Consider the following 25,043-nt stretch of genomic DNA (forward strand, 5'->3'; position numbering starts at 1 on the left):
TAAATTATAAACCCTTTTAGCTTTAAACGCCTTTAAAAATTTAAATTTTTTATTTCAAAACCATAAGCATTAAAACTCTCATCAAGTAAAGCTTTAAATTGATAATCAAAAATATGCGTTTCGTAAGAATGCAAATACATTCTAGAAGAGCTATTTTTTGCATATTTTTCATCGCCAATAATACCATGTTTTATATGATTTAAATGCACTCTGATTTGATGTGTTCTACCTGTTTTAATGACTGCTTTTATTAAAGTTTTTTTTGCATTTACCATTAAAGGTATAACCTGAGTATGAGCTTCTAAGCCAAATTTATCGATTTTACTAAAAGCTCCGGATTTATTTTTTATAGTAGTTATTTTTTCACAAATTTCAAGTTCTTCAGCAATTACTCCATCGACAATAGCTAAATAGCTTTTATAAACATTTTGTTTTTTATACTCTTGAATGCATTTTAGTCTAAATTCCTCATCTTTGCTTAAAAGCAAAACTCCACTTGTTTCTTTATCAAGCCTGTTAATTAATTTAGCATTATAAACACCTTCTAAATTCTCACTAATTTCTCCATAAGGCTTATTTAAGGCTATGATTTTATCATCTTCAAAAAGTATTTTTGCTTTTTTTATTTTTTGCACAACAAATCTTGTTTTAGAACTCATTAAAGCTCTAGCTATAACAACCTTTTTACCCATAGCAAAAACACAGCCTTTATCAATCAAATCCTTTGCTGCATTATTAGAAATTTTTTCTTGCATTGCAAGCAATTTATAAGCTTTTTCTTGCATCTAAACCTTCTTTTATACTTAATATAATTTCATTTAAATCATTTTGCTCTTTAACTCGTGCTTGTGATAATTTTTGCTTTAAAAAATCATTTATATCTTTTACACTCTCACAAATATACAAATCATCAACTTCTTGATATAAACTTTCTTGATTAAAATAATATTTCCCCGAGATAATAACATTATTCCATCTAGCCGCTTCTATAGGATTATGCCCACCTATATTTTTTACAAAAGAGCCACACAAAAAAACTACATCACTAATCTTATAAAAACTTTCTAGCTCACCCAAAGTATCTAGTAATAAACACTTGGTCTTAAAAAAATTTGCAAAATCATTTTCACTTAAAGTAAAGTCTGAAAATTTTTGCATATTATAATGATTTTTTTGGCAAAAATCTTTTAAAATCCCCTCAACCTCACCAAAACGCTCCGGATGTCTTGGAGCGATAATTAATCTATCATTTTCTTCTAGTTTAATCTCATTAAGCAATAATCGTTCTTCATTTTCATGCGTACTAGCAAATATAATAACCCTAGCCTTAGGTTTTGAATAATTTTTCACTTGTTCTTGTTTTATATATGCTTTGATATTTTTATATGCTGCAACATTTTTAGCACCCAAACACTCTAACCTTTCTTTGTCTTTTTGACTTTGCGCAAACACAACATCAATATATTTAAAAATCAAACGATAAAAAAAGCTAAAACGCTTGTAGTTTTTTAAAGATCTATCACTAATCCTAGCATTTAATAAAATAACTTTTGCATTATAAAATTTAGCCATCAATACAAGCATAAGCCAAAGCTCTGCTTCAAAAATAATCAAAACTTTGCAAGGTTTCATCCAAAAAGGTATAAAAATTTCAAATGGTAAAAAATTTACTTTTTTAGAATGTCTTAAAGCTTCATTAAATCCAGTTTGCGTGATGGTTGAAATTTTACAAGTTGGAAAAAGTTTTATTAAGGGAGCAATGCTTTTAATCTCCCCAAAGGAGCAAGCATGAAAATATATATCTCCTTGTTCTTGTTTTAAGTTTTTGTAAAGAAAAAATCTAGATTTTAGAGATACTTTATATTTTTCTTTACAAAAACTTAAAATCAACAAAAAAGGAACTGCGATTACATATATAATCACAGCAAAAATGTAATAAAAAAAAATCAATTTTGATTTTCTTCTTTTTCTTTATATAAAATTCTTCCACAATGCGGACAAGTTACGATTTCATCACCTTTTAAAACTGCTAAATAAGTTTTATCATAAATTCTCATAAAACAGCCATAACAAGCATGTTTTTTCACAGGAACTACAGCACTATTTCCCGCCCATTTTCTAATTTTCTCATAAAAAGTTAAAACTTTTTGATTTATTTCGCCAACCAGCTTTACTTTTTTATCATAAATCTCTAATCTTTCTTTTTCAATATCAACTAATACAACTTTTGTTTGAGCATCTATTTGATCCACTTCATTTTCAAGTTCAGTTCTCTTAGTTTGCAATTCTTGTATAAATTTTTCTTTGTTTTCTAAAATTTTATCTAATCTTTCTATCTCTTCATTTGCTGCATCAAGTTGCTCTTTAGCTATATCTTCTTCGATTTTTAAAGCATTTGCTTCTTTTTCAGTTTTCACTGCAGCACTTTTTTTGGCTATTTCTTTAATTTTCACACCAAATTCTGCAATATGGTTATTGTTTTGTATTTTTTGATTTTCTATATCTTTAATATCTTTTTCAAAACCTGCAATTTCTTCTTCAGTTTTATCAAGCAAATTACGCTTTTCTTTTAAATCCTTTGTAGCATCTTCTACTTTATTTGCAAAACCATCTAACTCTTTATCAATTTGCGATAAAGCTATAAGTTGTTCTAAATATTTATTCATTGATTTTTTCCTTAAAAATATTGAAATGGATTTTTTGAAACTGATATTATAACTTCTAAATGAAATTTTTGCAAATCTTTTGCTAAAATTTCACCAAAGTATAACTCACTTTCATAGTGACCTATATCAATCAAATTGAGTTTATTATGATAACTTTCTAAGGCCTGATGATACTTAAAATCTCCACTTAAAAAACAATCTGCTTTTACACTAGAAATCAAATCTCCACCACTGCCTGTACATATTGCTAAAGTTTTTATTTTTTCTTGATGAGCATTAACAACCCTAATATGATTAAGCTTTAAACACTTTTTAACATGATCAACTAATGTATCTAATTGAAAATCTACATCACAATAGATCAAAAATTCATTTTGTTCTTTGATCTTAAAACCCAAAATTTCGCTAGTAAAATAAGTATTTAAATGACTTAAATCAAAATTTGTATGCATAGCAATCAAGGCTATATTTTTTTGTATCATTTTTGTAAGAAGATTTTGCGGATAAAGCACTCCACTTAAATTCTTCAAACCTTTAAAAATTAAAGGATGATGGACTATAAAAAGTGAATTTTCGCTTGCATTTTCAATTAAATGCATATCTACATCAAGCGCAAGATAAATCTTATTTACATCTTGATCGAAATTTCCAAGCAATAAACCACTATTGTCCCATGAACTTTGCGTATTAAATGGACTAATAGTATCTAAATAATCATAAATTTCTTTAATTTTCATCTAAACTTTCTTTATATACTAAAGCACAACTTTTAGATAATTCTCTAATTTTAAGCATAAAATCTTGTCTTTGAGTTACTGAAATAGCTCCTCTTGCATCAAGCAAGTTAAAAGTATGTGCTGCTAACATACAATAATCATATGCTGGTAAAGCAAGTTTTGCATCTAATGCATTTTTACACTCATTGTAAGCATTTTCAAATTGTACATTTAAAGTTTTTACATCACTTACTTCAAAATTATATTTACTAAATTCAAACTCGCCTTGCTTATGAACATCTTTATAGGTAATTTTTTCGCCGTTAAATTCATTCCAAACTATGTCATATACATTATCTACATCTTGTAAATACATTGCAAGTCTTTCCAAGCCATAAGTAATTTCAGCACTAACTAAATCTACGCTTATACCACCAACTTGTTGAAAATAAGTAAATTGTGTAACTTCCATACCATCAAGCCAAACTTCCCAGCCCAAACCCCAAGCACCTAAACTTGGACTTTCCCAATTATCTTCAACAAAACGAATATCATGTGATTTCAAATCAAAGCCTAAATTTTCTAAACTTTTTAAATATAATTCTTGGATATTATCAGGACTTGGTTTAATTAAAACTTGAAATTGATAATAAGCACCCAACCTATTAGGATTTTCACCATATCTTCCATCAGTTGGTCTTCTACTTGGTGCTACATAAGCAGCCGCCCAAGGTTTTTTACCTAAACTTCTTAAAAAAGTTGCCGGGTGAAATGTCCCTGCACCTGCTGGAAAATCATAAGGTTGCATAATAGCACAACCTTGCTTTTGCCAAAATTCTTGTAAATTTAAAATCATTTGAGAAAAAGTCATTTTTCTTCCTTTAATTCTTCAGACTTCTCAGGCGAATTTGCATATAATTCCACTGTTTTATTCCACATCATTTTATATTTTCTTTTTAGAAATTCAACTTCATTACGCGCATATTTAAGTTGCTCGTTAAGATTTTCTATAGTTTTTCTATCCTCATCATAAAGCTCTTGCATAGAATAAAGAGCATCTTTTAAAAATTTATTTTCACCCTTTAAAGCTTCTAAGGTTTCATCCTTAGCATCAAGAACTTTTTCATGTAAATTTAAAATAGTCCCTATAGTTTTTTCTACAAAACTTTCTCCTGCCAAGGTCATAGAATTTACCATAGCAGGTTGCTTTGAACTTGAAGGAACTACGCTAAAAGTACCTTGATTAGCTTCTATATAAATTTTACCTTCTTCTTCTTTGAAATTTAAAGCACCATTTGCCATCATTCCTTTTACAACATCTTCGGATAAATGAACTAACTGACAAAATTCTTTTAATTCCAAGTAAGTTTGCATATACGCTCCTTAAAGAAAAACTTCAATTGTATTAGAATCTTGGATTAATTTTTCTTGTTGTTTTTGTCTATCTTCTAATAATTTTTGCGCTAAAGACTCATCTTCTATTGCTAAAATTTGCACTGCCAAATAAGCTGCATTAATAGCCCCTGCTTTACCTATAGCCACAGTTGCTACAGGAATTCCACTTGGCATTTGCACAGTAGAAAATAAAGAATCCATACTAGCTAAATTACTTCCTGGCATAGGTATACCTAAAACAGGTTTTGTTGTATGTGCTGCAACAGCTCCTGCTAAATGAGCTGCCATACCCGCTGCAGCAATAAATACTTTTGCACCTTTTTCTTCAGCATTTTTGATGTATTCTTGGGTTCTTTGAGGACTTCTATGAGCTGAAGTGATCAAGACTTCATATTTTACATCAAATTTTTCCAAAATTCCTAAAGCTTCTTTTACTATATCATAATCACTCTTACTTCCCATCAATATGGAAACAAATTTCATTCAACACTCCTTCTTAAAAAGCTAAATTCTGGAAGTTTAAATGGCAAAGTAATTTCATTTTCATTACCACTATGAATTTCACTAAATTCTTTATTGTTTTTTGCTAATAATTGTTTAAACACTATGAATTTTTTTCCTTCATTTTCATATACTAAACCTAGTTTATTTTCCCCTAATTCTATATTAGAATCAACCGGAGCTAGAATTTCATATTCTTTGTTTAATTCTATCCTACCCTTACATTTAAAAAATTCACCATCTTCGCTAATAGCATGCACTTGATGGGTTCCTTCTTCTATACTTGTATTATGATTTATTGAATCGGTTTTTTCATAAGCTCTTGAAACTAAATATCCATCTGTAAAACCTCTGTGTTTTAAAGTATGAATTTCTTTTTCATACTTAGCCGCATCAAAAGTATTTTGCAACACATCTTGCACTGCCATTTTATAAGTTCTTGTAGTCAAAGCTACATAATACTCACTTTTCGTTCTTCCTTCTATTTTAAAAGCATGAATGCAATCTTCTTGCATAATTTTTTGAATATACGAGCTTAAATTTAAATCTTTAGAATTAAACACATGCGTGCCATTCTCATCTTCTTCAAGTCTAAAAAGTGTATTAGTTTCTGGGTTCTTTGCATAAAGTTCATAGTTAAATCTACAATCATTTGCACATGATCCACGATTACTCATGCGTCCACTTTGCACTGAGCTTATCAAACATCTGCCAGAATACGCAAAACACATAGAACCATGGACAAAACTTTCAAGCTCTATGTCACAATTATTTTTCAAATCTTTTGCATCTTTTAAACCAAGTTCCCTTGCTATAACAACACGCTTAGCTCCCATATCTTTATAAACTTGAGCGTCTAAGTAATTTAAAATATTAGCTTGGGTTGATACATGAAGATTGATTTCAGGTGCAAGCTCTTTAACCAAACGCATAGCACCTACAGAAGCTACTATAAAAGCATCAGGTTTCATTTCTTTTAGTTTTAAAATATGCCTTTTCAAACCTTCAATTTGTGAGCTAAAATGAAATCCATTAATCGTTACATAAATTTTTTTTCCTTTTGCATGCGTATAATCAATAGCTTCTTTAAAAGTTTCATAATTAAAATCTCTAGCAGTTCTTGCTCTTAATGAAAAATTACTCACTCCTGCATAAACAGCATCAGCTCCATAAGCTAAAGCTATTTTTAATTTTGTAAAATTACCTGCAGGAGCTACTATTTCAGGAATAATCATTTTTTTCCTAAACTTGCGATTAATGCCTCAATATCATCATTACTTACAACATCTGCAGTTGTATCTCCTTCGATATGCACAGCAGATCCCACGCGTTTTTCATCATCAATTTTACCTTCAAACAAACTACTCATATATCTACTTAAAGCTCTCATAACATTAATAACACGCTCAATTTTTTGACGATGAATATCTTGATATTGCATAGCATCCATTGCCATCATAACTTCATCTTGCCCAGTTTGTAAACAACCTGTAATCTCATCTATGATATTTTTAGCATTGTTATTTATCTCAATAGCTTCTTTAAAGCTTACCACATTAGGAAATTTTGCATTTAATTTTTCAAAAATTTCTATATTTTTATTTAAAGCATCGCTGATTACACAAAGATCACTCTCAGAATTTGCAAAAAAGTCGTTAATAGCTTCTAATTTTTCCATCATCTCTGTGGCTTTTATTTCACTATCTCTTGTAACATCATCAAGTTGATGTACAACTTTATGTTCTTTACTAGGTGGTGGTGGTGGCCAAGCCATATCCGCTCTTGCTTTATAATCACCATTAATCATATCATTAACAATTTGCTTATTTTTTTCCTCATCTTCATAATCTGTATCTGGTTTTTCTTCTGTTTCTTCTACAGAATCAAGATCTAAGTCTTCAGTGCCATTCATTAAAGCATCTAATTCTTCTTGAGTCATTGTTACACCTTTTTTAATAAAAAAACTAATGCGAGATTATATTACAAAAAAATATAAATCAACATTAATTTTACCAATTAATTATTTTTTTACACAAAATAATCTTTTTTTTAATTTGATTATAAAAAAAATATTAATTTAAACTTAATTTAAAAAAAATATACTACAATCTATAAAATAAATTAAAAAACCCAAAAAATAAAAAGGAGAAAAAATGGGTAAATTTGTAAATAACATTGATGAGTTTTTTAGTTATTGTCAAGAACATGAAGTTTTATTTGTTGATTTTAGATTTACTGATATGATAGGCACTTGGCATCACATCACTTATAATATAAAAGCAATTGATGATAAAACCTTTGAAAACGGAATTCCTTTTGACGCAAGCTCTTTGCATGGTTGGCAGCCTATAGAAAAATCAGATATGATTTTAAAACCTGATGTGAAAAGTGCGTTTTTAGATCCTTTTACAGCTGATCCTACTATCATAGTAATTTGCGATGTATATGATATTTACAAAGATCAAATGTATGAAAAATGCCCAAGAAGTATTGCTAAAAAAGCAATGCAACACTTAAGCACAAGCAATATCGCTGACACTGCTTATTTTGGTCCTGAAAATGAATTTTTTATTTTTGATAATGTAAAAATAGTTGATTCTTCTCACTGTGCAAAATATGAAGTAGATACCGAAGAAGGTGAATGGAATGATAATAAAGATTTTACAGATAGTTACAATAGTGGACATCGCCCAAGAAATAAAGGTGGATATTTTCCTGTAAGTCCTATTGATTCTAGTGTGGATATTAGAGCTGAAATGGTACAAGTTTTAGAAAGAGTTGGTTTAAAAACTTTCGTACATCATCATGAAGTAGCACAAGGACAAGCTGAAATTGGTGTAGAATTTGGAAATTTAGTTGAAGCTGCTGATAATGTACAAATTTATAAATATGTAGTTAAAATGGTAGCACATTTAAATGGAAAAACAGCGACCTTTATGCCAAAACCACTCTATGGAGATAATGGAAGTGGTATGCATGTGCATATGAGCCTTTGGAAAGATGGAGTAAATTTATTTTATGATAAAGAAGGATATGGAAAATTAAGTGAATATGCGATTAATTACATCGGTGGAATTTTAGCTAATGCAAGAAGTGTTGCTGCATTTACCAATCCTAGTTCAAATTCTTATAAAAGAATAGTTCCAGGTTTTGAAGCACCTTGTATACTAACTTATTCTTGCCAAAATCGCTCTGCAAGTTGTCGCGTGCCTTATGGTATTAATGAAAAAAGCGCAAGAGTTGAAATAAGATTTCCTGATAGCACTTCCAATCCTTACCTAGCTTTTACAAGCTTGCTTATGGCAGGACTTGATGGTATTAAAAATAAAACCATACCGGTAGGCCCTATGGATGAAAATTTATTTGCACTAACCCTAGATGAGATTAGAGAAAAAGGTATAGAGCAATTACCTCACACTTTAAGAGGATCTTTGGAAGCACTCATTAGAAAAAATGCCTTCTTAAAGCCTGTTATGAGTGATGTATTTATTGATGATTATCAACATATAAAATTTGAAACCCAAGTATGGCCTGTAGAAGCTAGACCAACTGCATATGAGTTTAAAACTTGCTATTCATGCTAATCTTGATGCTTTTTAGCATCAAGATTAAAATACTATTGTTTTATTATCATATATAAAAATCCTATCATCAAACACTAAATCCAAGGCCTTAGAAAAAACATTTTTTTCTACATTGCGCCCTGCTTGTTGCATAGCTTGCCAAGAATATTCATGAGTAACTGGTATAACATCTTGGGTAATAATTGGCCCCTCATCTAAGTTATTATTTACAAAATGTGCTGTTGCGCCTATAATCTTTACCCCTCTTTCATAAGCTTGCTTATAAGGATTAGCTCCTATAAATGCAGGTAAAAAAGAATGGTGGATATTAATAATCTTTCCCTCAAAATTCTCTACAAAAGATGGAGATAATATTCTCATATATTTTGCTAAAACAATATAATCAAACTCATATTGTTTTAAACACTCTAGTAGTTTTTCTTCATGCTCTTGTCTGCTTAAATCCTGTGCTAAAATAGTATGAAAAGGTATGTTAAATTTATCCACTAAAGGTTTTAATACATCATAATTTGCAATAACTGCCTTAATATTTGCATTAAATTCTCCACTAAATTGACGGATAAGTAACTCACCTAAACAATGAGTTTCTTTAGTAGCTAAAACAATAATATCTTTTTTTCTCTTTGAAGTAATTTCAATTTGTGCATTATCAGGAAGCATAGCTTCAAGCGTTCCTTTAAAAGCTTTTATATCAAGCTCACCTTCTAAATGTGCCCTAAAGAAAAAACGATTTTCTCCAACAAATTCATCATTTTTTATAATATTGATTCTATATTTAAAAATAACATCTGAAATTCTATAAATCAATCCTTTTTCATCGCTGCATGAAATTTTTAAAATATACTCATTCATTTTTACTCCTTTATATAGTTTTTTAATTCTTGTAATTTTCTTTTTTCAAGTTCAATTCCAAGTTCTTTCCCACTAAATCCTTCCTTTAGTAAGTCATTGGCGCTAATTTTACTTTCAAAAGCATGATGGTATAAATTTATTTTTTTTGCTTGTGTTATACGCTCATTATTCCAAAGTCCAAGCCATTTGCAAAGTGGTATTTTTAAAGCAATTTTAGCTAAATCAAAATCATCAATTTTACCTAAAATAAATTCTTGTTCGCATTTTTTTAAAAGCTCTTTTTTTAATTTTGTTTTTTTAAAAAATTCCTCTTTACTTATATGAAAAAAATTCAAATACAAATACAAAAACAAAGCCTCATCACAAATTAACTTTTGGCTATACTCTAAAAGTCTCTCAAATTCTTTATTACAACTTTGATAAAAAAAGATTTTTTCTTCTAAATTTAAAATTTTAAAATACTCATAAGCTTTATTTAGTCTTGAAGTTTTAAAAATTTTATAAAGTTCATTATTAATACGCTCTTTAGATAAATCGCTTATATCCATAGTTTGCATTAATTTTAAACTTTCTTTTGCAATTGTTAAATCAAACCTACATGCAAAAGAAATTCCACGAAGTACTCTTAAACTATCTTCAATAAAACTTTTATCATCAATATGTCTTATAATCTTTGCTTGCAAATCTTGCAAACCATTAAAAAAATCCAAAAATTCAAAATCAAAAATATTTACCATCAATGCATTAATGGTAAAATCTCTTCTTCTTGCTCCTTCTTGCTCATTATTACAAACTTTAACTTCAAAACCTCTATGGCCTGTAGAAATTTTATTTTCATAGCGTGCTAGAGCTAAATCAAATTTTTTATATTTATACACAAAAAAACTTCTTCCTACTCCATTTGCACCAAGTTTTTGCATAAGCTCATCAAAAAGTATAGGCTCAATATCATAAATTTCTATATCATAATCATCACTAGATAAATCTAAAAAAGAATTCCTTACACAACCACCTACTAAATAAACCCTTTGTGTGTAAGGCTTAAGTATATTTTTAATTCTTAAAAAATCTTGGTCATTTTTTAAGTCTATCTTCAATCTTTGCAAGTAAAAACTCTAAAAAAGTAATGGTCATATCTAGTCTTTTTTCCATATGCTCATCTTTGGTATTTTTTAATCCTTCAAATAAAACCAAAATACGCTCTCTAAGATTTTTCAAGAAAAATTCTTCATTATTTATAATGCTTTCTTCTTTTTCTTCTAAAGCTTCAACCTTAATAGCGACATTTTGTTTATCATCTTTTACTTTTACTTCTAAATCATCTAGTTCTTGGATTAGCTCTTGTGTAACCTTACTAATTTCTTCTTTGATTTTTTTCTCTTGAGCATTAACATTTTTTTCTTGAGTAATTTCTTCTACCATAGGGGCAAATTCATCGTTTTTATTTTTTTTATTATCTAACTCTGAATTAACTTCACTAATAGCCATTTTTGCTAAATCTTCTATATTCATAGTTTTATCAACCACCTTTTAAATTCATTAATTTCTTCTTCACTTTTCATATTGACAAAAAAATCAAGCATATCATAATTTAAATCTTCATGATTAGAACGCAAGCCACTCAAACGCCTTATAGCATCAATGGCATTTTTATTTTGCGGATCTTGTTTTAATATATTTTTATAAATCTCCAAAGCCTCATCTTTTAAGCCTTGTGCTTCATAAATAGAAGCCTCTGTTACTGTATATCGCATTATTAACTCACAAAAATAAAATCCTAAAATTCTAACAAAAAAGGCTTTAATTTATTTTTAATTTTCACTTAATCACAGGAGCCTTATATGCTAAAAATACAAAAATGTTAAGTATTATAGCTACCACAATAAGCATAATAAAGCCTGAAGTGAAATTTCTAAAATTATCATGAAGCATGCCTATAATCCAAGGTGATTGAGCAGCTATTAAATACCCTATACCTTGCGACATAGCAGAAAGTTTAGCCGCTATGATAGAATTTGAGCTTTTGATAGCAATAAATAATAACGAAATTGTAAAAACTCCACTAGAAGCAAAACCTAAAAAAATAGCCGCTAAAAACAAAATCGCTTTTACTTTAAAAAGAAAAATCATCATAAAACTTAAAAAATACAAAAACCCTAACATCACTATAGCAAAACTTTTAGCACGAGATCTAAGCTTTCCTAAAATGATAGGTAGTAAAAATGCCACGGGCATCCCTATGATTTGAGATAATAATAAAACATTAGAACCAAAGTCAATTCCAAAGCCCTTTTCACTAATCATCACACTAAGCCATGCAAAAAGACTATAAGATAAAAAACTTTGCAATCCCATTACAATAGTAACTTTCCAGGCTGTTAAGTTTAAAAAGATATTCACTTTATTAATATTTTTCTTTTTAGGGCGTAATAATCTTTTATTTTTCAAATGCGGAAAATAAAAAATCAAAGCAATTAAAGCCAATATAGCCCAAAAAAACATAGCTTGAGGTACATCAAAAAATTTAAGCAAAGGAAGTGATAAGGCCACGCCAGCAATTGAAGATAAGCCTATAATTGATCCATATAAACCCATTATCTTATAAGTATTTTTAGAAAATTTTTCTTTTACAAAAGAAGGTAATAAAACATTAGCTATTGCAATGCCTGCTCCTATCAAAAAAACCCCAGAAAATAAACCTATAGTTCCTCCATAACTTCTAATAACTTCTCCAAAGACAATCAAAATTAAAGCAAAAAACAAAGCTTTAATTTGTGAAAAATACGCTACAAAAAACGATATAAGACCAAAAGCTATTAAAGGTAAGGTTGTTAGCATACCTGCTAAAGTAGAATTAATATTGTAATATTCTTGAATATGTTCTATCATAGGACCTATGGAAGTTATAGGTGCTCTTAAATTTAAAGCAAGAGTAATCACAACTAAAATATTAATCCAAAAGAATTTTTTATATGAAATTTGTGTGTACATGATTATTTTTGATTTAATATATTTTCAAGATATCTTTGTTTATCAGAATCGGTGTTTTTTTGCACTACTTGTTTTTTTTCTTTTACAACTTCATTCTCTTTGGAAAAATAAAAGTGATCAATGATAAAAATAGAAGAAATAATCACAATTAAAGGAATTAAAAAAATCATAATCAATACTTTCTAAAAACATTACCATAGTATTCTAAATTATCTTTTTTTAAATTTTCATCAAAAGTATTTGCCTCAAAATTTGCTTTTAAAATTTTTTCTCTTTCTTCATCCAAATCCTGATACGAAAATACCATATTAATACTTATCACCCCATCAAGCTGTTCTAATTGTTTATATGCTTTTAACTCATCATCTAAATTTTCACTTTCTATTACCACTATAATTTTTTCTTCTTGAGCTAATTCCACACTACAACATGGTGTTTGTTGAATTTGTTCTTTAAGTTTTTCTAATTTTTCCTCTTTAGTTAAAATCAATACACTAGAAAGATTCATCTATACTCCAAAATATAATTTTATCTTCATAACCAGCACTAATAATTTCATGCTCGTTTAAAAATATAAGATATTCTAGCAAAAAATCTTTATTTTGGAATTTTTTTATTGTTTTTAAATTTTTAGTATCTATAAGCTCTATAATATTTTTTTCATTATCTCCAAAAACCGCTATAGAACCACTTTTATTTAGACTACAAGCATATATTAAAAAGTCTCTTTCTATGCTTTTTTCTTGATCATTTCGCACTATGCCTAATTTTCTATCAGTGCTACAACTTGTAATAATTGCATTTTTAAAATCAAGTTGATAAATATTATCTTTATGAAGATTTTTATAACTTTTTATTTTTTGCCACTTTTTCACATCAAAAAGTACTATTTCACCACTTTCAAAACCTGCTACTAATTGAGTTTTTGCCTCATTTAAAACCACATCACTTAAACTTGAGTTAGAGAAAGTAAAATTTTTTATAATATTTTTTGTTTTTAAATCAAAAAGCTCTATATTAGAACCTAGCAAGGCTAATAAAATAGTATCATCATCTAAAAACAAAGCTTTTTTTACTCCATCACTTAAAAGCTTATAGTTGTAAAGTTGTTTATTTTTATAAATACTAAGCCTTTTACTACCAAAATCACCTTCACTTAAAATCAAAATAGCCCCATTTAAGTAATCAATACTATAAATTCTAGGGCTAAGATTTTCTTCGTAAAAATTTTTAATCTTATCAAGTTGAGTGATTTTTTGCATTTTTTTGTCTTTAATAAAGTACTGATTTAATTCTCCATTATCAAGTCCTATAAGCAAACTACTATCAACAAGTTTTAAGGCATTTAAATTTGAATCAAGTTTAAGCTCATAACTAAATACATATACACTCATTAGTAAGATTAAAAATATTTTTTTCATAGTTTTATTTTACGCCTTCATTTAAAACATCTAAAAGATTAGATTTTTTCTTTAGTTCCTCATTTTTAAATTTAGCTTCAAAACTATTTCCTACTAAAGGTTTTGCATCGCTTTGTGGTACATGGCATTGTGTACAATTAAACCTTGCATCACTTATCATATCTTTAGTAGATTTGTTTTTTCTTAAGTCAAAATAATGGCTACTTGGAAGCGGAGTGGCTCCAACATCTTTAGCTATGGCTTTATCATGACAGCTTAAACAAATATTATTATCCTTAGTAATTGGAAGCATATCCTCTAAAGTATGTGGAATTAATGGCGGAGCATTTTCAAATGATCTCTCAATTAAAACAGACTCTCCAGCCATTGCTTGAGAATACTTTGCATCCAATAACTCTACATTTTCACTTTCTAAACTTGTTTTTCTTAAACCTATATCTTTTGAATCAACACTTTTAACAGCAAGTCCGCAAGCACTTATTAAAACAGCTGCTGCTAAGGATAAAAAGATTTTATTTTTCATTTTCTCTCCTTAAATTTATTATACTAAAACCTAAAGCATCATCACCGCAAACATCAATACATTTTCCACATCTTATACACTCACCTGATTTTACATCTTGATTTTCTTTACCTATCATCCAAAGCACTTGCTTTTCAGGACATACTCCAAGGCATTTATAACACTTAGTGCATTTTTGCAAGTTATATCTTACTTTTAGTAATGAAAAATGCGAACTTAAAGCCCAAAAAGCTCCTAAAGGACAAAAATACGAGCAAGTAAATCTTGGACTAAAAAACGTATCTATACAAAAAATAATCAAAGCTACAAAAAGCCAAGAAACACCGCCGAAAATAATTCCTCTTTGGATTATTCCTATATAAGAAAATTCCTCAAAAACAGGAAAGGAAAAAAGAAAAGAAAAAATCAAAACAAAAGCCAAAACATAATAACGCAAATTTTTATTTACATTAAAAATCCTTGCTTGATTAAAACCTAATTTACTTCTAATAAAATAAGCAAAATCAGTAATGATATTTACAGGACAAACCCAAGCACAAAACGCTCTTCCAGCAAAAATAGCATAAAATAAAAATACTATCAAAGCACCACTTAAAGCCATTAAATCTACTTGCAAACTTGCTAACACAAGTTGAATAAATGCAAAAGGATCACTTAAGGGCACCGAAGAAAATAAAACTGAAGAGCTTAAATTTCCTTTTAATATAAAATTAAATACACCAAAAGAAAAAAAAGTTAAGATAGACAATTGCACTATTCTTCTTAAAATAAGATATTTCATAACAATTCTCCATCATTAAGATAATCTTTAGCCTTGTTTTTATTGAAATTTTTATCTGTGTTTACATCTTGCAAGCGTTTTTCATCTTTTTCATCCCAACCTTTGATGTAATTATCCCCAGCTTTTCCCAAGACAAATTCTCTAGGTAAAACTCTAATAGCAGCTTTTTGCGTTATACAGGCTTTCTCACAAATCCCACATCCCACGCATACTTCATGATCTACTACAGGTAATAAAAATGCGTGCTTTGCAGTTCTTTCATTGCGTTTTATTTCAAGCTTTAATGCTTTATCTATCAATGGACAGGCTCTATAACAAGCATCACATTGAATTCCCCAATAAGCAACACAACTTGCGCTATCAATTATAGCTATACCCATTTTTGTTTTATAAATTCCATCATTTTGCTCTAAATATTTATGATCTAGCGCATTTGTAGGACAATCTCTTATACAAGGTATATCCTCGCACAATCTACAAGGATTTTCTCTTGCTATAAAAAAAGGTGTGCCATTTTTAGCACTATTTTCTAAATTTGCTAGTTTTAAAACATCATAAGGACAAGCTTTTACACAAAGTCCACATCGTATACATTTTGATAAAAATTCTTTTTCATTATCTGCCCCAGGAGGTCTTAAAAAATACTCCTGATTTGAGCTAAATGCTAAACTTGCTAAAAATGCACTTCCGCTTCCTATACATAAAAGCTTAAAAGTAAAGGCTAAAAATTCTCTTCTATTTTTCATTTTTATGCTTTAGTAATTTTTACGGCACATTTTTTGAAATCTGTTTGATTAGACAATGGACAAGTTGCATCTAATGTAACTTTGTTTATATATACATTTTCATCAAACCAAGGCACATACACAAGCCCTTTAGATGGTTTATTTCTACCACGAAAATCTACTCTAGCTTTTACTTTACCACGGCGTGATTGTACCCATACGATATCACCTTGATTAATTTTCATTGCCCTAGCATCATCTTCATTCATATAACAAAGTGCTTCAGGCACTGCACGGAAAAGCTCAGGAACTCTCATAGTCATAGTTCCACTATGCCAATGCTCTAAAACCCTACCAGTACATAACCAAAATGGATACTCTTCACTCGGTCTTTCAGGAGCTTTCATAAATGGTCTAAAGAAAATTTTCACTTTGTTTTTCAAGCTATATTTTTCTTTAGTCTGCGGAGCCAGCAAATCTCCTTTTGGCAGTTCTTTAGCGAATTCACCATAAAATGCAAAATCTGAATTTGGAGCTGCTTTTTTAGCATAATAATCAAATTTAGTATTAAATCTCCATTGTGTTTCTTTACCGTTCACCACAGGCCATCTTAAACCTCTTACTTTATGATAAGTATCAAAATCAGCTAAATCATGCCCATGACCTAAACCAAATTTACGGTATTCTTCCCATAGATATTTTTGAACGAAAAAGCCATAACCCTCAAATTCTTTACCATCACTACCTATAATTTTTCTTTCATCGCCATTAACATCACTATTATCAAATCCTTTTGCAATAGAATCGTTTGCTTTGAAAGATTTTGCTTCTTTGTTTGCAAATAATACATCATATAAAGTATCATCTTCACTATAACCCATAGCTTTAGCTTCTTCTAAAACACTTGGCAGAGTAAGTTTATCATTTACCTTAGTTTCACCCCAAACTTCTTTTAATTTAAAGCGTTTTGCAAATTCCATAATTTGCCAAGTATCACTCATAGCCTCACCTACAGGCAGCACTTGCTGTTTCCAGTGTTGAGTTCTTCTTTCAGCATTACCATAAGCACCCCATTTTTCATAAATCATAGCACTTGGTAAAATTAAATCTGCCACCTTAGCACTAATTCCTGGGTAGCAATCACTCACAACGATAAAATTATCCATTTCTCTAGCTGCTGCTATCCAGTGATTTGCATTAGCAGTGTTTTGCCAAGGATTATTTACTTGCACCCAAGCAAATTTGATATTTCCATCTTCTAAATCTCTCATGATTTTTAAGTATGGAGCACCTGGTTTAGGATTGATTGTTTTTGCCGGAACTTTCCAAATTTTTTCGCTAATTTCTCTGTGTTTAGGATTTGCAACGACCATATCAGCAGGTAAACGATGCGAAAAAGTCCCTACTTCTCTTGCAGTTCCACAAGCACTTGGTTGCCCTGTCAATGAAAACGCACCGCTACCTGGCTTAGCTTGTTTACCAAGTAAGAAATGTACCATATAAGCTTGTTCATTCACCCAAGTACCTCTTGTGTGTTGATTAAAGCCCATAGTCCAAAAACTTACAACTTTTCTATTTTTTTCTATATATAAATTTGCTAATTCTTGAAGTTTTTTCTTAAATTCTTCAATGCTTTCATCTTCATTACCTTTAGCAACTTTAGCAACATAATCAAGCGTATAAGGTTCTAATGCTTTTTTGAAATCTTCAAATGAAATTTCCCAATGTGCATCAGGAACACTTTGGTGTTTCATTTCAAATTTATCACCTGCTTTTACTCCTAAATAAGCCAAAGATACCGCTTCTTCTTCATCTACAATAATAGCATTTTGTTTTGCTACTGTATCTTTCTCACTTGCTTTAAATTTAGGATGGTTTGGATTATTTCTCATTCCATAACCAATATCAGCATAGCCTGTTGTAAAGATACAATGTTTTTCAATAAATTCTTTATCCATAGCTTCAGGATGATTATAAACAATCTCTCTAGCGATATAATTCCAAATAGCTAAATCAGTATTTGGCTTGAAGATGATTTCAGTATCTGCTATATGAGAAGTTCTATTAGAAAAAGTAGATAAATTTACAATTTTGACTTTATCTAAATTACTTAATTTTCTATCACTTACCCTTGACCATAAAATCGGATGCATTTCTGCCATATTTGCACCCCAAGTAATAATAGTATCAGTAAGCTCTATATCATCATAACAGCCAGAAGGCTCATCAACTCCAAAAGTTTGCATAAAACCAACAACCGCACTAGCCATACAATGGCGTGCATTTGGGTCTATATTGTTTGATCTAAAACCAGCTTTTACTAATTTTGCAGCAGCATATCCTTCTTGTATAGTATATTGACCGCTTGCAAAAATTCCAATTCCTTCAACACCTTTTTCTTTGTAAGCTTTTTTAAATTGTTTTTCCATTTCATCAAAGGCTCTTTGCCAAGAAACTTGTTGAAATTTTCCATTTTTATCAAACTCACCTTTTGCATTTACGCGAAGTAAAGGTGTTACTAAGCGATCTTCTCCATACATAATTTTTGCATTAAAATAACCTTTAATACAATTTAATCCACGATTTACAGGAGCTGCTGGATCTCCTTTTACAGCAACAATTTTACCATCTAAACTTGCAACTAAAATTCCACAGCCTGTACCACAAAATCTACAAACAGCCTTATCCCAACGCCATTTATTCTCAGTATTAGCAAGTACACTACTTGGAACACTAAGACCTGCAACACCACAAGCACTAGCAATAGCGGTGTTTTTAATGAAGTCTCTTCTGTTCATTATATCCCTCGTTATTGTTTATTCAATGTATTTTAATACATCTAAAAAATATTACTACATTAATGATAAAATTTAAATTATAAAAAAGAATATTTTATAAGTATTTATAAATAGGAGTTTTTTAGTATATTTTTAAATATTTTTACATATTATAAACGCTAGTTAATTCTAGCGTTTTAATTGATTTACAATTCCAAGCATATCATCACTTGTAGTGATTGCTTTTGAGCCTGCTTCGTAAGCTCTTTGTCCTGTAATAAGATCAGTCATTTCCTCTACAAGTTGAACATTACTAAGCTCCACAAAGCCGTGTTTGATGACAGAAAAACCGTTCTCGCCCGCTATACCTGCAATAGGCGCCCCACTTGCATCAGTTTCTACTAAAAGATTATCCCCTAAAGCATGTAAACCTGCAGGATTGATAAAATTTACAAGTTCAATTTGTCCTATTTGAGTTTCAGCTGTATTTCCTGGCTGCATTACTGAAACTGTCCCATCGCTTGCAACATTTATAGCAATAGCATCTTCAGGTATAGTCATTTCCGGTAAAAGTCTATAGCCATCTGAATTTACTATGTTTCCTTCAGCATCTTTAGTAAATTGACCATTTCTAGTATAAGCTATAGTTCCATCAGGCATTTGAATTTGGAAAAAGCCATTATTACCAGCAATTGCCATATCAAGACCTGAAGTTGATGTTTGTTTTAAACTACCTTCACTAAAAATTTTACTTACAGCTGTTACTCTTGCTCCAAGCCCTACTTCAATGCCGCTTGGATGTTTTGTGGTGCTTGAGGTTGAAGTTCCTGCATATTTCATCGTTTGATACATCAAATCTGCAAATTCTGCACGCGATTTTTTATAACCTACTGTATTAACATTTGAAATATTATTTGAAGTCACATCAATTTGTGTTTGTTGCGATACCATCCCTGATGCTGCTGTGTATAATGATCTTAACATTTTATCTATCCTTAGTTTATTTAGTACTTGCTAATTTATTAATAGCTTCTTGATTTAAATCATCCATATGAGATGTCATAACTTTTTGATACATCTCAACCATTCTATTTGCCTCAATTAATCCTACCATTTCTGTAACTGGATTAACATTTGATCCTTGAGTAAAACCTTGCTTAATGGCATTTGAATTTGGTAAATCTCTAATCTTGTTTAAATTATCAATTTTATACATATTATCGCCATCTTTTTGTAAATCTCTTAAATCATCAACTTGTGCTACAAATAATCTTGCAATATTTTGATTAGCTGCACTGATGATTCCATTTTTATCCACATTAATAAAAGAAGTGGAATCTCCTATGCGTATGCCATCATTTTCGGGATTATTAAAATAATCACTACTTAAAACTCTGTATCCTTGACGATTTACCAAATAACCCTCATCATCAAGTTGGAAATTTCCATCTTGACTTAATCTTATTTCACCATTATTTGTTTTAATCAAGTAAAAAGTATCTTCGCGAGTAAGAGCTAAATCCAAAGGATTATGCGTCATTTTCATAGAACCTACACTAAAATTTGTATAGACATGATTAACCTGCGGAACTCTATCTATAGTTGTATTAACAAATCTTGCAGCATCTCTTGTGTGATTTTGTATAGGTAACTCATCTTGAGTTTCTTTAAAAATCCTTTTAAAATCTGCAATAACAACATTATCTCTTTTATAGCCACTTGTATTTACATTTGCTAGATTGTTAGTTACAACATCTAAGCGATTAAATTGCGTAACCATAGCACCGGTGGCTTGATAATACCCATTTTGCATTATTTTTCCTAACTAAAATCTTAATTTTTCACTAACAAAGCAAAAGTCGTTCCAAAATATTTTTATTTGTTTTTAATTAATTTTTAGGCATAATATTTAGTTTTACACTCATTACTTAAATACAAGGGGTATCCATGGCTAATGAAACTAATGTTTTAGAAGAACTTTTCAAAGAAAATTCTAAAGATTATATCACATATGAAAAACTTGTCAAGTATTTTGCAAAGCTTCCAAACGCAACAAGTGCGAAAAAAATCCGTGATCTAATGGATAAATATAAAGTAGAATTAATCTCTTCAGCTGAAATTGCCAAAAAAAGAAATTTAGAAGAAGCAAAAAAGCTACAAGAGGAAAAACAAAAATTACAAGATACAAGTTTGGAAAATGAATTTGATTTAGCCAATGAAAATGATTTACTTGAGTGGAGCAGATCAGACTCTCCTGTAAGAATGTATTTAAGAGAAATGGGACAAATTGCTCTTTTAAACAAAGATGAAGAAATTGAAATTTCTAAAAAGATTGAGCTAGGCGAAGATATTATCATCGATGCTTTTTGTTCTGTGCCTTATTTGATTGATTTTATACTTGATTATAAAGAACCTTTAATTAATAGAGAAAGAAGAGTGAAAGAGCTTTTTAAAAGCTTTGAGGATGATGATAAAAGCGATGATGATAAAAGCGATGAAGAAATAGATTCTGAAGAAGAAAACGAAAATGAGGAAAATGAAAATTCTAATGAAAAAAAACCTAAAAAAACAAATAAAAAAGAAGATGAAAGAACTCTAAAAGTCATAGAAAGCTTTAAAGCATTAGAAAAAGCAAAAAAAGAATGGTTAAAAACTATATCTACTATTAATGCAGAAAAAAATGATGATGAACTATTAGATAAACTCATAATTGCTTTTAAGAAAAATATACTAAAAGAAAAACTAATGGATCTAGGTCCAACATCAAAACTTATTTCTGAAATAGTAAAATCTATGGAAACAGCATTAAAAAGTGATGAGGAATTTGATAAAGAATTAAAACGCTTGGAGTATCGCTTACCGATGTTTTCAGAAGAATTAAAACAAAGACACCAAGATATTTTAAAAGATATTACCAAACTTAGCAAAGAAGAAATAGCCGAGCGTGCTTTAGAAACTACCATGGTAAGCACTTATATGGAGATTAAAAAACTAATTCAAACTAAAGAAGCTAGTCAAAATTCTTTTGATTTAGAAAAAGATCAATTAAAAGAAATTCTAGAGCAAATTAAACGCGGTAAAAAAATATCTGATGAGGCTAAAACTAGAATGGCAAAATCAAATTTACGCTTAGTTGTAAGCATTGCTAAAAGATATACTAACCGCGGATTACCATTTTTAGATTTAATCCAAGAAGGCAACATAGGCTTAATGAAAGCGGTAGATAAATTTGAATACAAACGCGGTTATAAGTTTTCAACCTATGCAACTTGGTGGATTAGACAAGCTATTTCAAGAGCAATTGCTGATCAAGCAAGAACTATAAGAATTCCTATTCATATGATAGAAACTATCAATCAAATCAATAAAATCATTCGTGAATATTTGCAAAAAGAAGGTAAAGAACCGGATGTAAGTATTATTGCAAAAGAAGTAGGACTTAGTATAGATAAAGTAAAACAAGTTATTAAAATTACTAAAGAACCAATTTCTCTAGAAGCACCTATTAGCAACGAGGATGATGGTAAATTTGGAGATTTTGTAGAAGATAGAACCTCAATTTCACCTATGGATCACATCTTAAAAGATGATTTAAAAGAACAAATTGATGAAGTTTTAGATCAGCTTAATGATAGAGAAAAGGCTGTTATTAGAATGCGTTTTGGCTTAATGGATGATGAAAGTGATAGAACTTTAGAAGAAATCGGTAAAGAATTAAATGTCACAAGAGAAAGAGTAAGACAAATAGAAAGCTCAGCTATAAAAAAACTTAAACACCCAAAAGTTGGTAGAAAACTTAAAAACTACATAGAAGGTTGGAAATAATCCTTGCTAAAAAAGCAAGGATTAGCTATCCCTAAAAAGCTTCGTTGCTAAGTGCGTCGCCCTGCTGTGATCAGTATCTTTTTTCAAGGTATTAAAAATTCTACTAATATACTCTTCTAAAGTTTGTTGAGAATTGTTGATTTTTTCTGTCTCATTTAAAATAACCTTACGATATCTTCCCTCGCTGTCTAACTCATAAGCTAAATCATTGTCGCTTAATTGTAGTTTTAAAATTTGAGCCAATTTTGCACGAGAATGCTCATCAAAAATAGGAGTCATTAATTCTAGTCTTCTTTCTAAATTCCTTGGCATCCAATCAGCGCTTGAAATAAAATAATTTGGTGTTGTATGTTTAAAATATAAAATTCTAGCATGCTCTAAATATTTTCCCACTATACTTCTAACTCTTATATTTTCACTATATCCTTTTACTCCAGGTCTTAAACAACAAATTCCACGCACAATAAGATCTATTTTAACACCTTTATTTGAAGCTTCATACAAAGCTTTAATCACATCACCATCTACCAAAGCATTCATTTTGGCTATGATTACTCCATCTTTTCCATAGCTTGCTTCAGTGGCTATCATATCTAAAATTCTTTCTTTGATTTGCTTTGGACTCATTGATAAAGTCTTTAAACGACGACTTTTACTATATCCTGAAAGTATGTGAAAAAAAGTTGTAGTATCTTGAGAATATTCTTCTTTTGAAGTAAAATAACTCACATCAGTATAAATTTTAGCTGAACTTGCATTGTAATTACCCGTACTTAAATGATTATAAATTTTTAATTTATCCCCTTCTTTTCTAATCACTTGAGCTACTTTTGCATGCACTTTAAAACCAGTGATTCCATATACCACATGAGCCCCTGCATTTTCTAATGATTTTGCCCAATGCAAGTTATTTTCCTCATCAAAACGCGCTTTTAATTCTACCATTACAGTAACTTGTTTGCCATCGCTTGCTGCATCAATTAAAGCTTGAACTATGTTTGAATTTTTTTCTACTCTATAAAGAGTCATTCTTATAGAAACAACCTTAGGATCTTTACTTGCCTCTTTGATAAATTGATATACAGGCTCAAAACTCTCATAAGGCTGTATAGCCAAAATATCTTGTTTATCTATTGCACTAAATATAGATACATTATCCCCAAAAGGTGGTAAAATTTTTGGTGTATACATAGGATTTAGCAAATGTGTAAATTCTTTGTTGGAAATGATTTGCCATAATGAAGCTAAATTTAAAAGTATATTATACTCATAAATATCTTTATGAAAAATATTCATATGAGAACTTAAAAATTCAATCAACTGCTCATCTGCGCCTTTTTCTATTTGCAAGCGTATAAAAGCACCTTTTCTACGAAGTTTTAAACCCTGCTCTAAAATCAACATAAAATCATCAGCTTCTTCTTCTTCTATTTCCATATCTGCATTTCTAGTTACTCTAAAAGCAGCAGAAGATAAGAGCTTGTAGCCAGGAAAAATATGCTCAGTATGATAGCGTACTATACTTTCTATAGGCACATAAATATTAGAACTTACTTGATAAAATCTTGGTAAAACCCTAGGTATGCGTATCATGCCAAATTTTAAAAGTTCAGGGTGCATAGGATCACAAAGTTTTACCGCTAAAGAAAATGAAAGGTTATTTAAATGCGGAAAAGGATGAGTTGCATCAACTGCAATAGGCACTATCACAGGAAAAATATTAGAAAAAAAATGCTCATTACATTGCTGTTTTAAATCCTCATCAAGTTCTTCGTATGAGCGAATAAACAAATTTTCTTTTTCTAAATCTTGGGTAATTTTAGTAAAATACTGCTCTACTACATATTTTTCTTCATGTAGATAATTTCTAATAGCTTTAAGTTGCGCAAGAGGAGTCATTTCATCATTGCTTGTTGTGCTTATTCCTGCCACAAAAAGTTGTTTTAATCCAGCCACTCTTATCATATAAAACTCATCTAAATTTGTACAGTATATAGCAATAAATTTAAGTTTTTCAAGTAAAGGAAGATCTTTAGAGCATTGATCTAAAACACGAGAATTAAACGCAAGCCAAGAAAGTTCTCTGTTAATATACATTGATGGTTGAATTTGCATGATATACCTACCTTTATTTCTAGATATTTATATTTTAGTATTTCTTTCATTAAAATTTATTTTATTTGTATAATAGTAAATATAATTATATAAAAAAATAATACTTTTTTTATCTTATTAAAAAAATAATAAATGATTAATAAATATATATTTACTTTTTTGCCTTTATGG

The 25,043-nt window shown here is 29.7% G+C and carries 26 protein-coding genes; 2 read left to right on the plus strand and 24 right to left on the minus strand.

The genetic code is table 11. The features are described 5' to 3' along the window. Positions 1–32: 32 nt before the first annotated feature. The 9 genes from L8X33_RS02060 to L8X33_RS02100 are packed head-to-tail and all read right to left on the minus strand — an operon-like array spanning position 33 to position 7,217. On the minus strand, positions 33–785 hold the full coding sequence (locus L8X33_RS02060; protein ID WP_263669824.1) for a pseudouridine synthase family protein: 753 nt from the start codon (positions 783–785) through the stop codon (positions 33–35). Then, on the minus strand, positions 766–1,950 hold the full coding sequence (waaA, locus tag L8X33_RS02065) for a lipid IV(A) 3-deoxy-D-manno-octulosonic acid transferase (RefSeq protein WP_263669825.1): 1,185 nt from the start codon (positions 1,948–1,950) through the stop codon (positions 766–768). Before waaA ends, L8X33_RS02060 begins: the two co-directional genes overlap by 20 nt. Then, positions 1,947–2,666 carry a zinc ribbon domain-containing protein gene (locus tag L8X33_RS02070; RefSeq protein WP_133318747.1) on the minus strand — a complete coding sequence of 240 codons (720 nt, stop codon included), beginning with the start codon at positions 2,664–2,666 and terminating at the stop codon, positions 1,947–1,949. The genes waaA and L8X33_RS02070 overlap by 4 nt, the downstream gene beginning before the upstream one ends. An 11-nt stretch (positions 2,667–2,677) precedes the next feature. Continuing rightward, a complete protein-coding gene (locus tag L8X33_RS02075) occupies positions 2,678–3,403 on the minus strand; it encodes a Nif3-like dinuclear metal center hexameric protein (protein ID WP_263669826.1) in 726 nt (241 codons plus the stop codon). Next, positions 3,393–4,253 (minus strand): glycine--tRNA ligase subunit alpha, encoded by an 861-nt coding sequence (glyQ, locus tag L8X33_RS02080; protein WP_263659059.1) that lies wholly within the window; start codon positions 4,251–4,253, stop codon positions 3,393–3,395. Before glyQ ends, L8X33_RS02075 begins: the two co-directional genes overlap by 11 nt. Then, positions 4,250–4,756: a DUF3972 domain-containing protein gene (locus tag L8X33_RS02085; protein WP_220566839.1), complete on the minus strand. Its 507-nt coding sequence runs from the start codon at positions 4,754–4,756 to the stop codon at positions 4,250–4,252. Before L8X33_RS02085 ends, glyQ begins: the two co-directional genes overlap by 4 nt. A 9-nt stretch (positions 4,757–4,765) precedes the next feature. After that, positions 4,766–5,260, minus strand: coding sequence for a 5-(carboxyamino)imidazole ribonucleotide mutase (purE, locus tag L8X33_RS02090; RefSeq protein WP_133318743.1), 495 nt, complete (start codon positions 5,258–5,260; stop codon positions 4,766–4,768). Further along, positions 5,257–6,513, minus strand: a complete 1,257-nt coding sequence (locus L8X33_RS02095) for a peptidase U32 family protein (RefSeq protein ID WP_263660991.1) — start codon at positions 6,511–6,513, stop codon at positions 5,257–5,259. The genes purE and L8X33_RS02095 overlap by 4 nt, the downstream gene beginning before the upstream one ends. Next, a complete protein-coding gene (locus L8X33_RS02100; RefSeq protein ID WP_263659057.1) occupies positions 6,510–7,217 on the minus strand; it encodes a protein phosphatase CheZ in 708 nt (235 codons plus the stop codon). Before L8X33_RS02100 ends, L8X33_RS02095 begins: the two co-directional genes overlap by 4 nt. A 214-nt stretch (positions 7,218–7,431) precedes the next feature. Between L8X33_RS02100 and glnA the strand changes: the two genes are divergently transcribed. Next, positions 7,432–8,862, plus strand: a complete 1,431-nt coding sequence (gene glnA, locus L8X33_RS02105; RefSeq protein WP_263669827.1) for a type I glutamate--ammonia ligase — start codon at positions 7,432–7,434, stop codon at positions 8,860–8,862. Between the two features lie 24 nt (positions 8,863–8,886). Here the strand turns inward: glnA and purU are convergent, their stop codons facing one another. The 14 genes from purU to L8X33_RS02175 all read right to left on the minus strand — a co-directional run bounded on the left by purU (position 8,887) and on the right by L8X33_RS02175 (position 20,745). Continuing rightward, positions 8,887–9,714, minus strand: a complete 828-nt coding sequence (gene purU, locus L8X33_RS02110; protein WP_263669828.1) for a formyltetrahydrofolate deformylase — start codon at positions 9,712–9,714, stop codon at positions 8,887–8,889. A 2-nt stretch (positions 9,715–9,716) separates the two neighbouring features. Beyond that, positions 9,717–10,820, minus strand: coding sequence for a CCA tRNA nucleotidyltransferase (locus L8X33_RS02115; protein WP_263669829.1), 1,104 nt, complete (start codon positions 10,818–10,820; stop codon positions 9,717–9,719). After that, the gene (gene ciaD / locus L8X33_RS02120; RefSeq protein ID WP_263666151.1) at positions 10,789–11,226 is read right to left on the minus strand and encodes an effector protein CiaD; all 438 of its coding nucleotides are present in this window, start codon (positions 11,224–11,226) and stop codon (positions 10,789–10,791) included. The genes L8X33_RS02115 and ciaD overlap by 32 nt, the downstream gene beginning before the upstream one ends. Continuing rightward, positions 11,223–11,471 carry a hypothetical protein gene (locus tag L8X33_RS02125; RefSeq protein ID WP_087691144.1) on the minus strand — a complete coding sequence of 83 codons (249 nt, stop codon included), beginning with the start codon at positions 11,469–11,471 and terminating at the stop codon, positions 11,223–11,225. The genes ciaD and L8X33_RS02125 overlap by 4 nt, the downstream gene beginning before the upstream one ends. A 61-nt stretch (positions 11,472–11,532) precedes the next feature. Further along, positions 11,533–12,705: an MFS transporter gene (locus L8X33_RS02130; RefSeq protein ID WP_263659053.1), complete on the minus strand. Its 1,173-nt coding sequence runs from the start codon at positions 12,703–12,705 to the stop codon at positions 11,533–11,535. 2 nt (positions 12,706–12,707) lie between these two features. Further along, positions 12,708–12,875 carry a hypothetical protein gene (locus L8X33_RS02135; RefSeq protein ID WP_087699327.1) on the minus strand — a complete coding sequence of 56 codons (168 nt, stop codon included), beginning with the start codon at positions 12,873–12,875 and terminating at the stop codon, positions 12,708–12,710. A 2-nt stretch (positions 12,876–12,877) separates the two neighbouring features. Then, the gene (locus tag L8X33_RS02140; protein ID WP_133318735.1) at positions 12,878–13,213 is read right to left on the minus strand and encodes a chaperone NapD; all 336 of its coding nucleotides are present in this window, start codon (positions 13,211–13,213) and stop codon (positions 12,878–12,880) included. After that, the gene (locus L8X33_RS02145; RefSeq protein ID WP_263660117.1) at positions 13,200–14,126 is read right to left on the minus strand and encodes a WD40 repeat domain-containing protein; all 927 of its coding nucleotides are present in this window, start codon (positions 14,124–14,126) and stop codon (positions 13,200–13,202) included. Before L8X33_RS02145 ends, L8X33_RS02140 begins: the two co-directional genes overlap by 14 nt. A gap of 4 nt (positions 14,127–14,130) precedes the next feature. After that, positions 14,131–14,649 (minus strand): nitrate reductase cytochrome c-type subunit, encoded by a 519-nt coding sequence (locus L8X33_RS02150; RefSeq protein ID WP_133318733.1) that lies wholly within the window; start codon positions 14,647–14,649, stop codon positions 14,131–14,133. Next, positions 14,639–15,430: a quinol dehydrogenase ferredoxin subunit NapH gene (napH, locus tag L8X33_RS02155; RefSeq protein ID WP_263669830.1), complete on the minus strand. Its 792-nt coding sequence runs from the start codon at positions 15,428–15,430 to the stop codon at positions 14,639–14,641. Before napH ends, L8X33_RS02150 begins: the two co-directional genes overlap by 11 nt. After that, a complete protein-coding gene (gene napG, locus L8X33_RS02160) occupies positions 15,427–16,176 on the minus strand; it encodes a ferredoxin-type protein NapG (protein ID WP_263666147.1) in 750 nt (249 codons plus the stop codon). Before napG ends, napH begins: the two co-directional genes overlap by 4 nt. A gap of 2 nt (positions 16,177–16,178) precedes the next feature. Further along, entirely contained in the window at positions 16,179–18,953 is a 2,775-nt protein-coding gene (gene napA, locus L8X33_RS02165; RefSeq protein WP_263669831.1) for a periplasmic nitrate reductase subunit alpha, read from the minus strand. Between the two features lie 168 nt (positions 18,954–19,121). Then, positions 19,122–19,916 (minus strand): flagellar basal-body rod protein FlgG, encoded by a 795-nt coding sequence (gene flgG, locus L8X33_RS02170; RefSeq protein ID WP_133318729.1) that lies wholly within the window; start codon positions 19,914–19,916, stop codon positions 19,122–19,124. 16 nt (positions 19,917–19,932) lie between these two features. After that, the gene (locus tag L8X33_RS02175) at positions 19,933–20,745 is read right to left on the minus strand and encodes a flagellar hook-basal body protein (RefSeq protein WP_133318728.1); all 813 of its coding nucleotides are present in this window, start codon (positions 20,743–20,745) and stop codon (positions 19,933–19,935) included. A 134-nt stretch (positions 20,746–20,879) separates the two neighbouring features. Here L8X33_RS02175 and rpoD point away from each other — a divergent pair, with 134 nt between their 5' ends. Beyond that, on the plus strand, positions 20,880–22,757 hold the full coding sequence (gene rpoD, locus L8X33_RS02180; protein WP_133318727.1) for an RNA polymerase sigma factor RpoD: 1,878 nt from the start codon (positions 20,880–20,882) through the stop codon (positions 22,755–22,757). Positions 22,758–22,778: 21 nt separating this feature from the next. Here rpoD and L8X33_RS02185 read toward each other — a convergent pair whose 3' ends face one another. Next, entirely contained in the window at positions 22,779–24,872 is a 2,094-nt protein-coding gene (locus L8X33_RS02185) for an RNA degradosome polyphosphate kinase (protein WP_263669832.1), read from the minus strand. Positions 24,873–25,043: the final 171 nt, after the last annotated feature.

This window comes from Campylobacter sp. CNRCH_2014_2849, assembly GCF_025772845.1.
GTDB lineage: Bacteria > Campylobacterota > Campylobacteria > Campylobacterales > Campylobacteraceae > Campylobacter_D > Campylobacter_D lari_D.

Bases quoted from the DNA above. Each gene is read 5' to 3' on its own strand.
- napG (WP_263666147.1), bottom strand. From the start codon at position 16,176: ATGAAAAATAGAAGAGAATTTTTAGCCTTTACTTTTAAGCTTTTATGT.
- ciaD (WP_263666151.1), bottom strand. From the start codon at position 11,226: ATGAATATAGAAGATTTAGCAAAAATGGCTATTAGTGAAGTTAATTCA.
- L8X33_RS02100 (WP_263659057.1), bottom strand. From the start codon at position 7,217: ATGACTCAAGAAGAATTAGATGCTTTAATGAATGGCACTGAAGACTTA.
- L8X33_RS02060 (WP_263669824.1), bottom strand. From the start codon at position 785: ATGCAAGAAAAAGCTTATAAATTGCTTGCAATGCAAGAAAAAATTTCT.
- flgG (WP_133318729.1), bottom strand. From the start codon at position 19,916: ATGTTAAGATCATTATACACAGCAGCATCAGGGATGGTATCGCAACAA.
- L8X33_RS02150 (WP_133318733.1), bottom strand. From the start codon at position 14,649: ATGAAAAATAAAATCTTTTTATCCTTAGCAGCAGCTGTTTTAATAAGT.
- napH (WP_263669830.1), bottom strand. From the start codon at position 15,430: ATGAAATATCTTATTTTAAGAAGAATAGTGCAATTGTCTATCTTAACT.
- L8X33_RS02140 (WP_133318735.1), bottom strand. From the start codon at position 13,213: ATGAATCTTTCTAGTGTATTGATTTTAACTAAAGAGGAAAAATTAGAA.
- L8X33_RS02145 (WP_263660117.1), bottom strand. From the start codon at position 14,126: ATGAAAAAAATATTTTTAATCTTACTAATGAGTGTATATGTATTTAGT.
- L8X33_RS02185 (WP_263669832.1), bottom strand. From the start codon at position 24,872: ATGCAAATTCAACCATCAATGTATATTAACAGAGAACTTTCTTGGCTT.
- rpoD (WP_133318727.1), top strand. From the start codon at position 20,880: ATGGCTAATGAAACTAATGTTTTAGAAGAACTTTTCAAAGAAAATTCT.
- purU (WP_263669828.1), bottom strand. From the start codon at position 9,714: ATGAATGAGTATATTTTAAAAATTTCATGCAGCGATGAAAAAGGATTG.
- glyQ (WP_263659059.1), bottom strand. From the start codon at position 4,253: ATGACTTTTTCTCAAATGATTTTAAATTTACAAGAATTTTGGCAAAAG.
- L8X33_RS02175 (WP_133318728.1), bottom strand. From the start codon at position 20,745: ATGCAAAATGGGTATTATCAAGCCACCGGTGCTATGGTTACGCAATTT.
- L8X33_RS02130 (WP_263659053.1), bottom strand. From the start codon at position 12,705: ATGTACACACAAATTTCATATAAAAAATTCTTTTGGATTAATATTTTA.
- purE (WP_133318743.1), bottom strand. From the start codon at position 5,260: ATGAAATTTGTTTCCATATTGATGGGAAGTAAGAGTGATTATGATATA.
- glnA (WP_263669827.1), top strand. From the start codon at position 7,432: ATGGGTAAATTTGTAAATAACATTGATGAGTTTTTTAGTTATTGTCAA.
- L8X33_RS02135 (WP_087699327.1), bottom strand. From the start codon at position 12,875: ATGATTTTTTTAATTCCTTTAATTGTGATTATTTCTTCTATTTTTATC.
- napA (WP_263669831.1), bottom strand. From the start codon at position 18,953: ATGAACAGAAGAGACTTCATTAAAAACACCGCTATTGCTAGTGCTTGT.
- L8X33_RS02075 (WP_263669826.1), bottom strand. From the start codon at position 3,403: ATGAAAATTAAAGAAATTTATGATTATTTAGATACTATTAGTCCATTT.
- L8X33_RS02070 (WP_133318747.1), bottom strand. From the start codon at position 2,666: ATGAATAAATATTTAGAACAACTTATAGCTTTATCGCAAATTGATAAA.
- L8X33_RS02085 (WP_220566839.1), bottom strand. From the start codon at position 4,756: ATGCAAACTTACTTGGAATTAAAAGAATTTTGTCAGTTAGTTCATTTA.
- L8X33_RS02095 (WP_263660991.1), bottom strand. From the start codon at position 6,513: ATGATTATTCCTGAAATAGTAGCTCCTGCAGGTAATTTTACAAAATTA.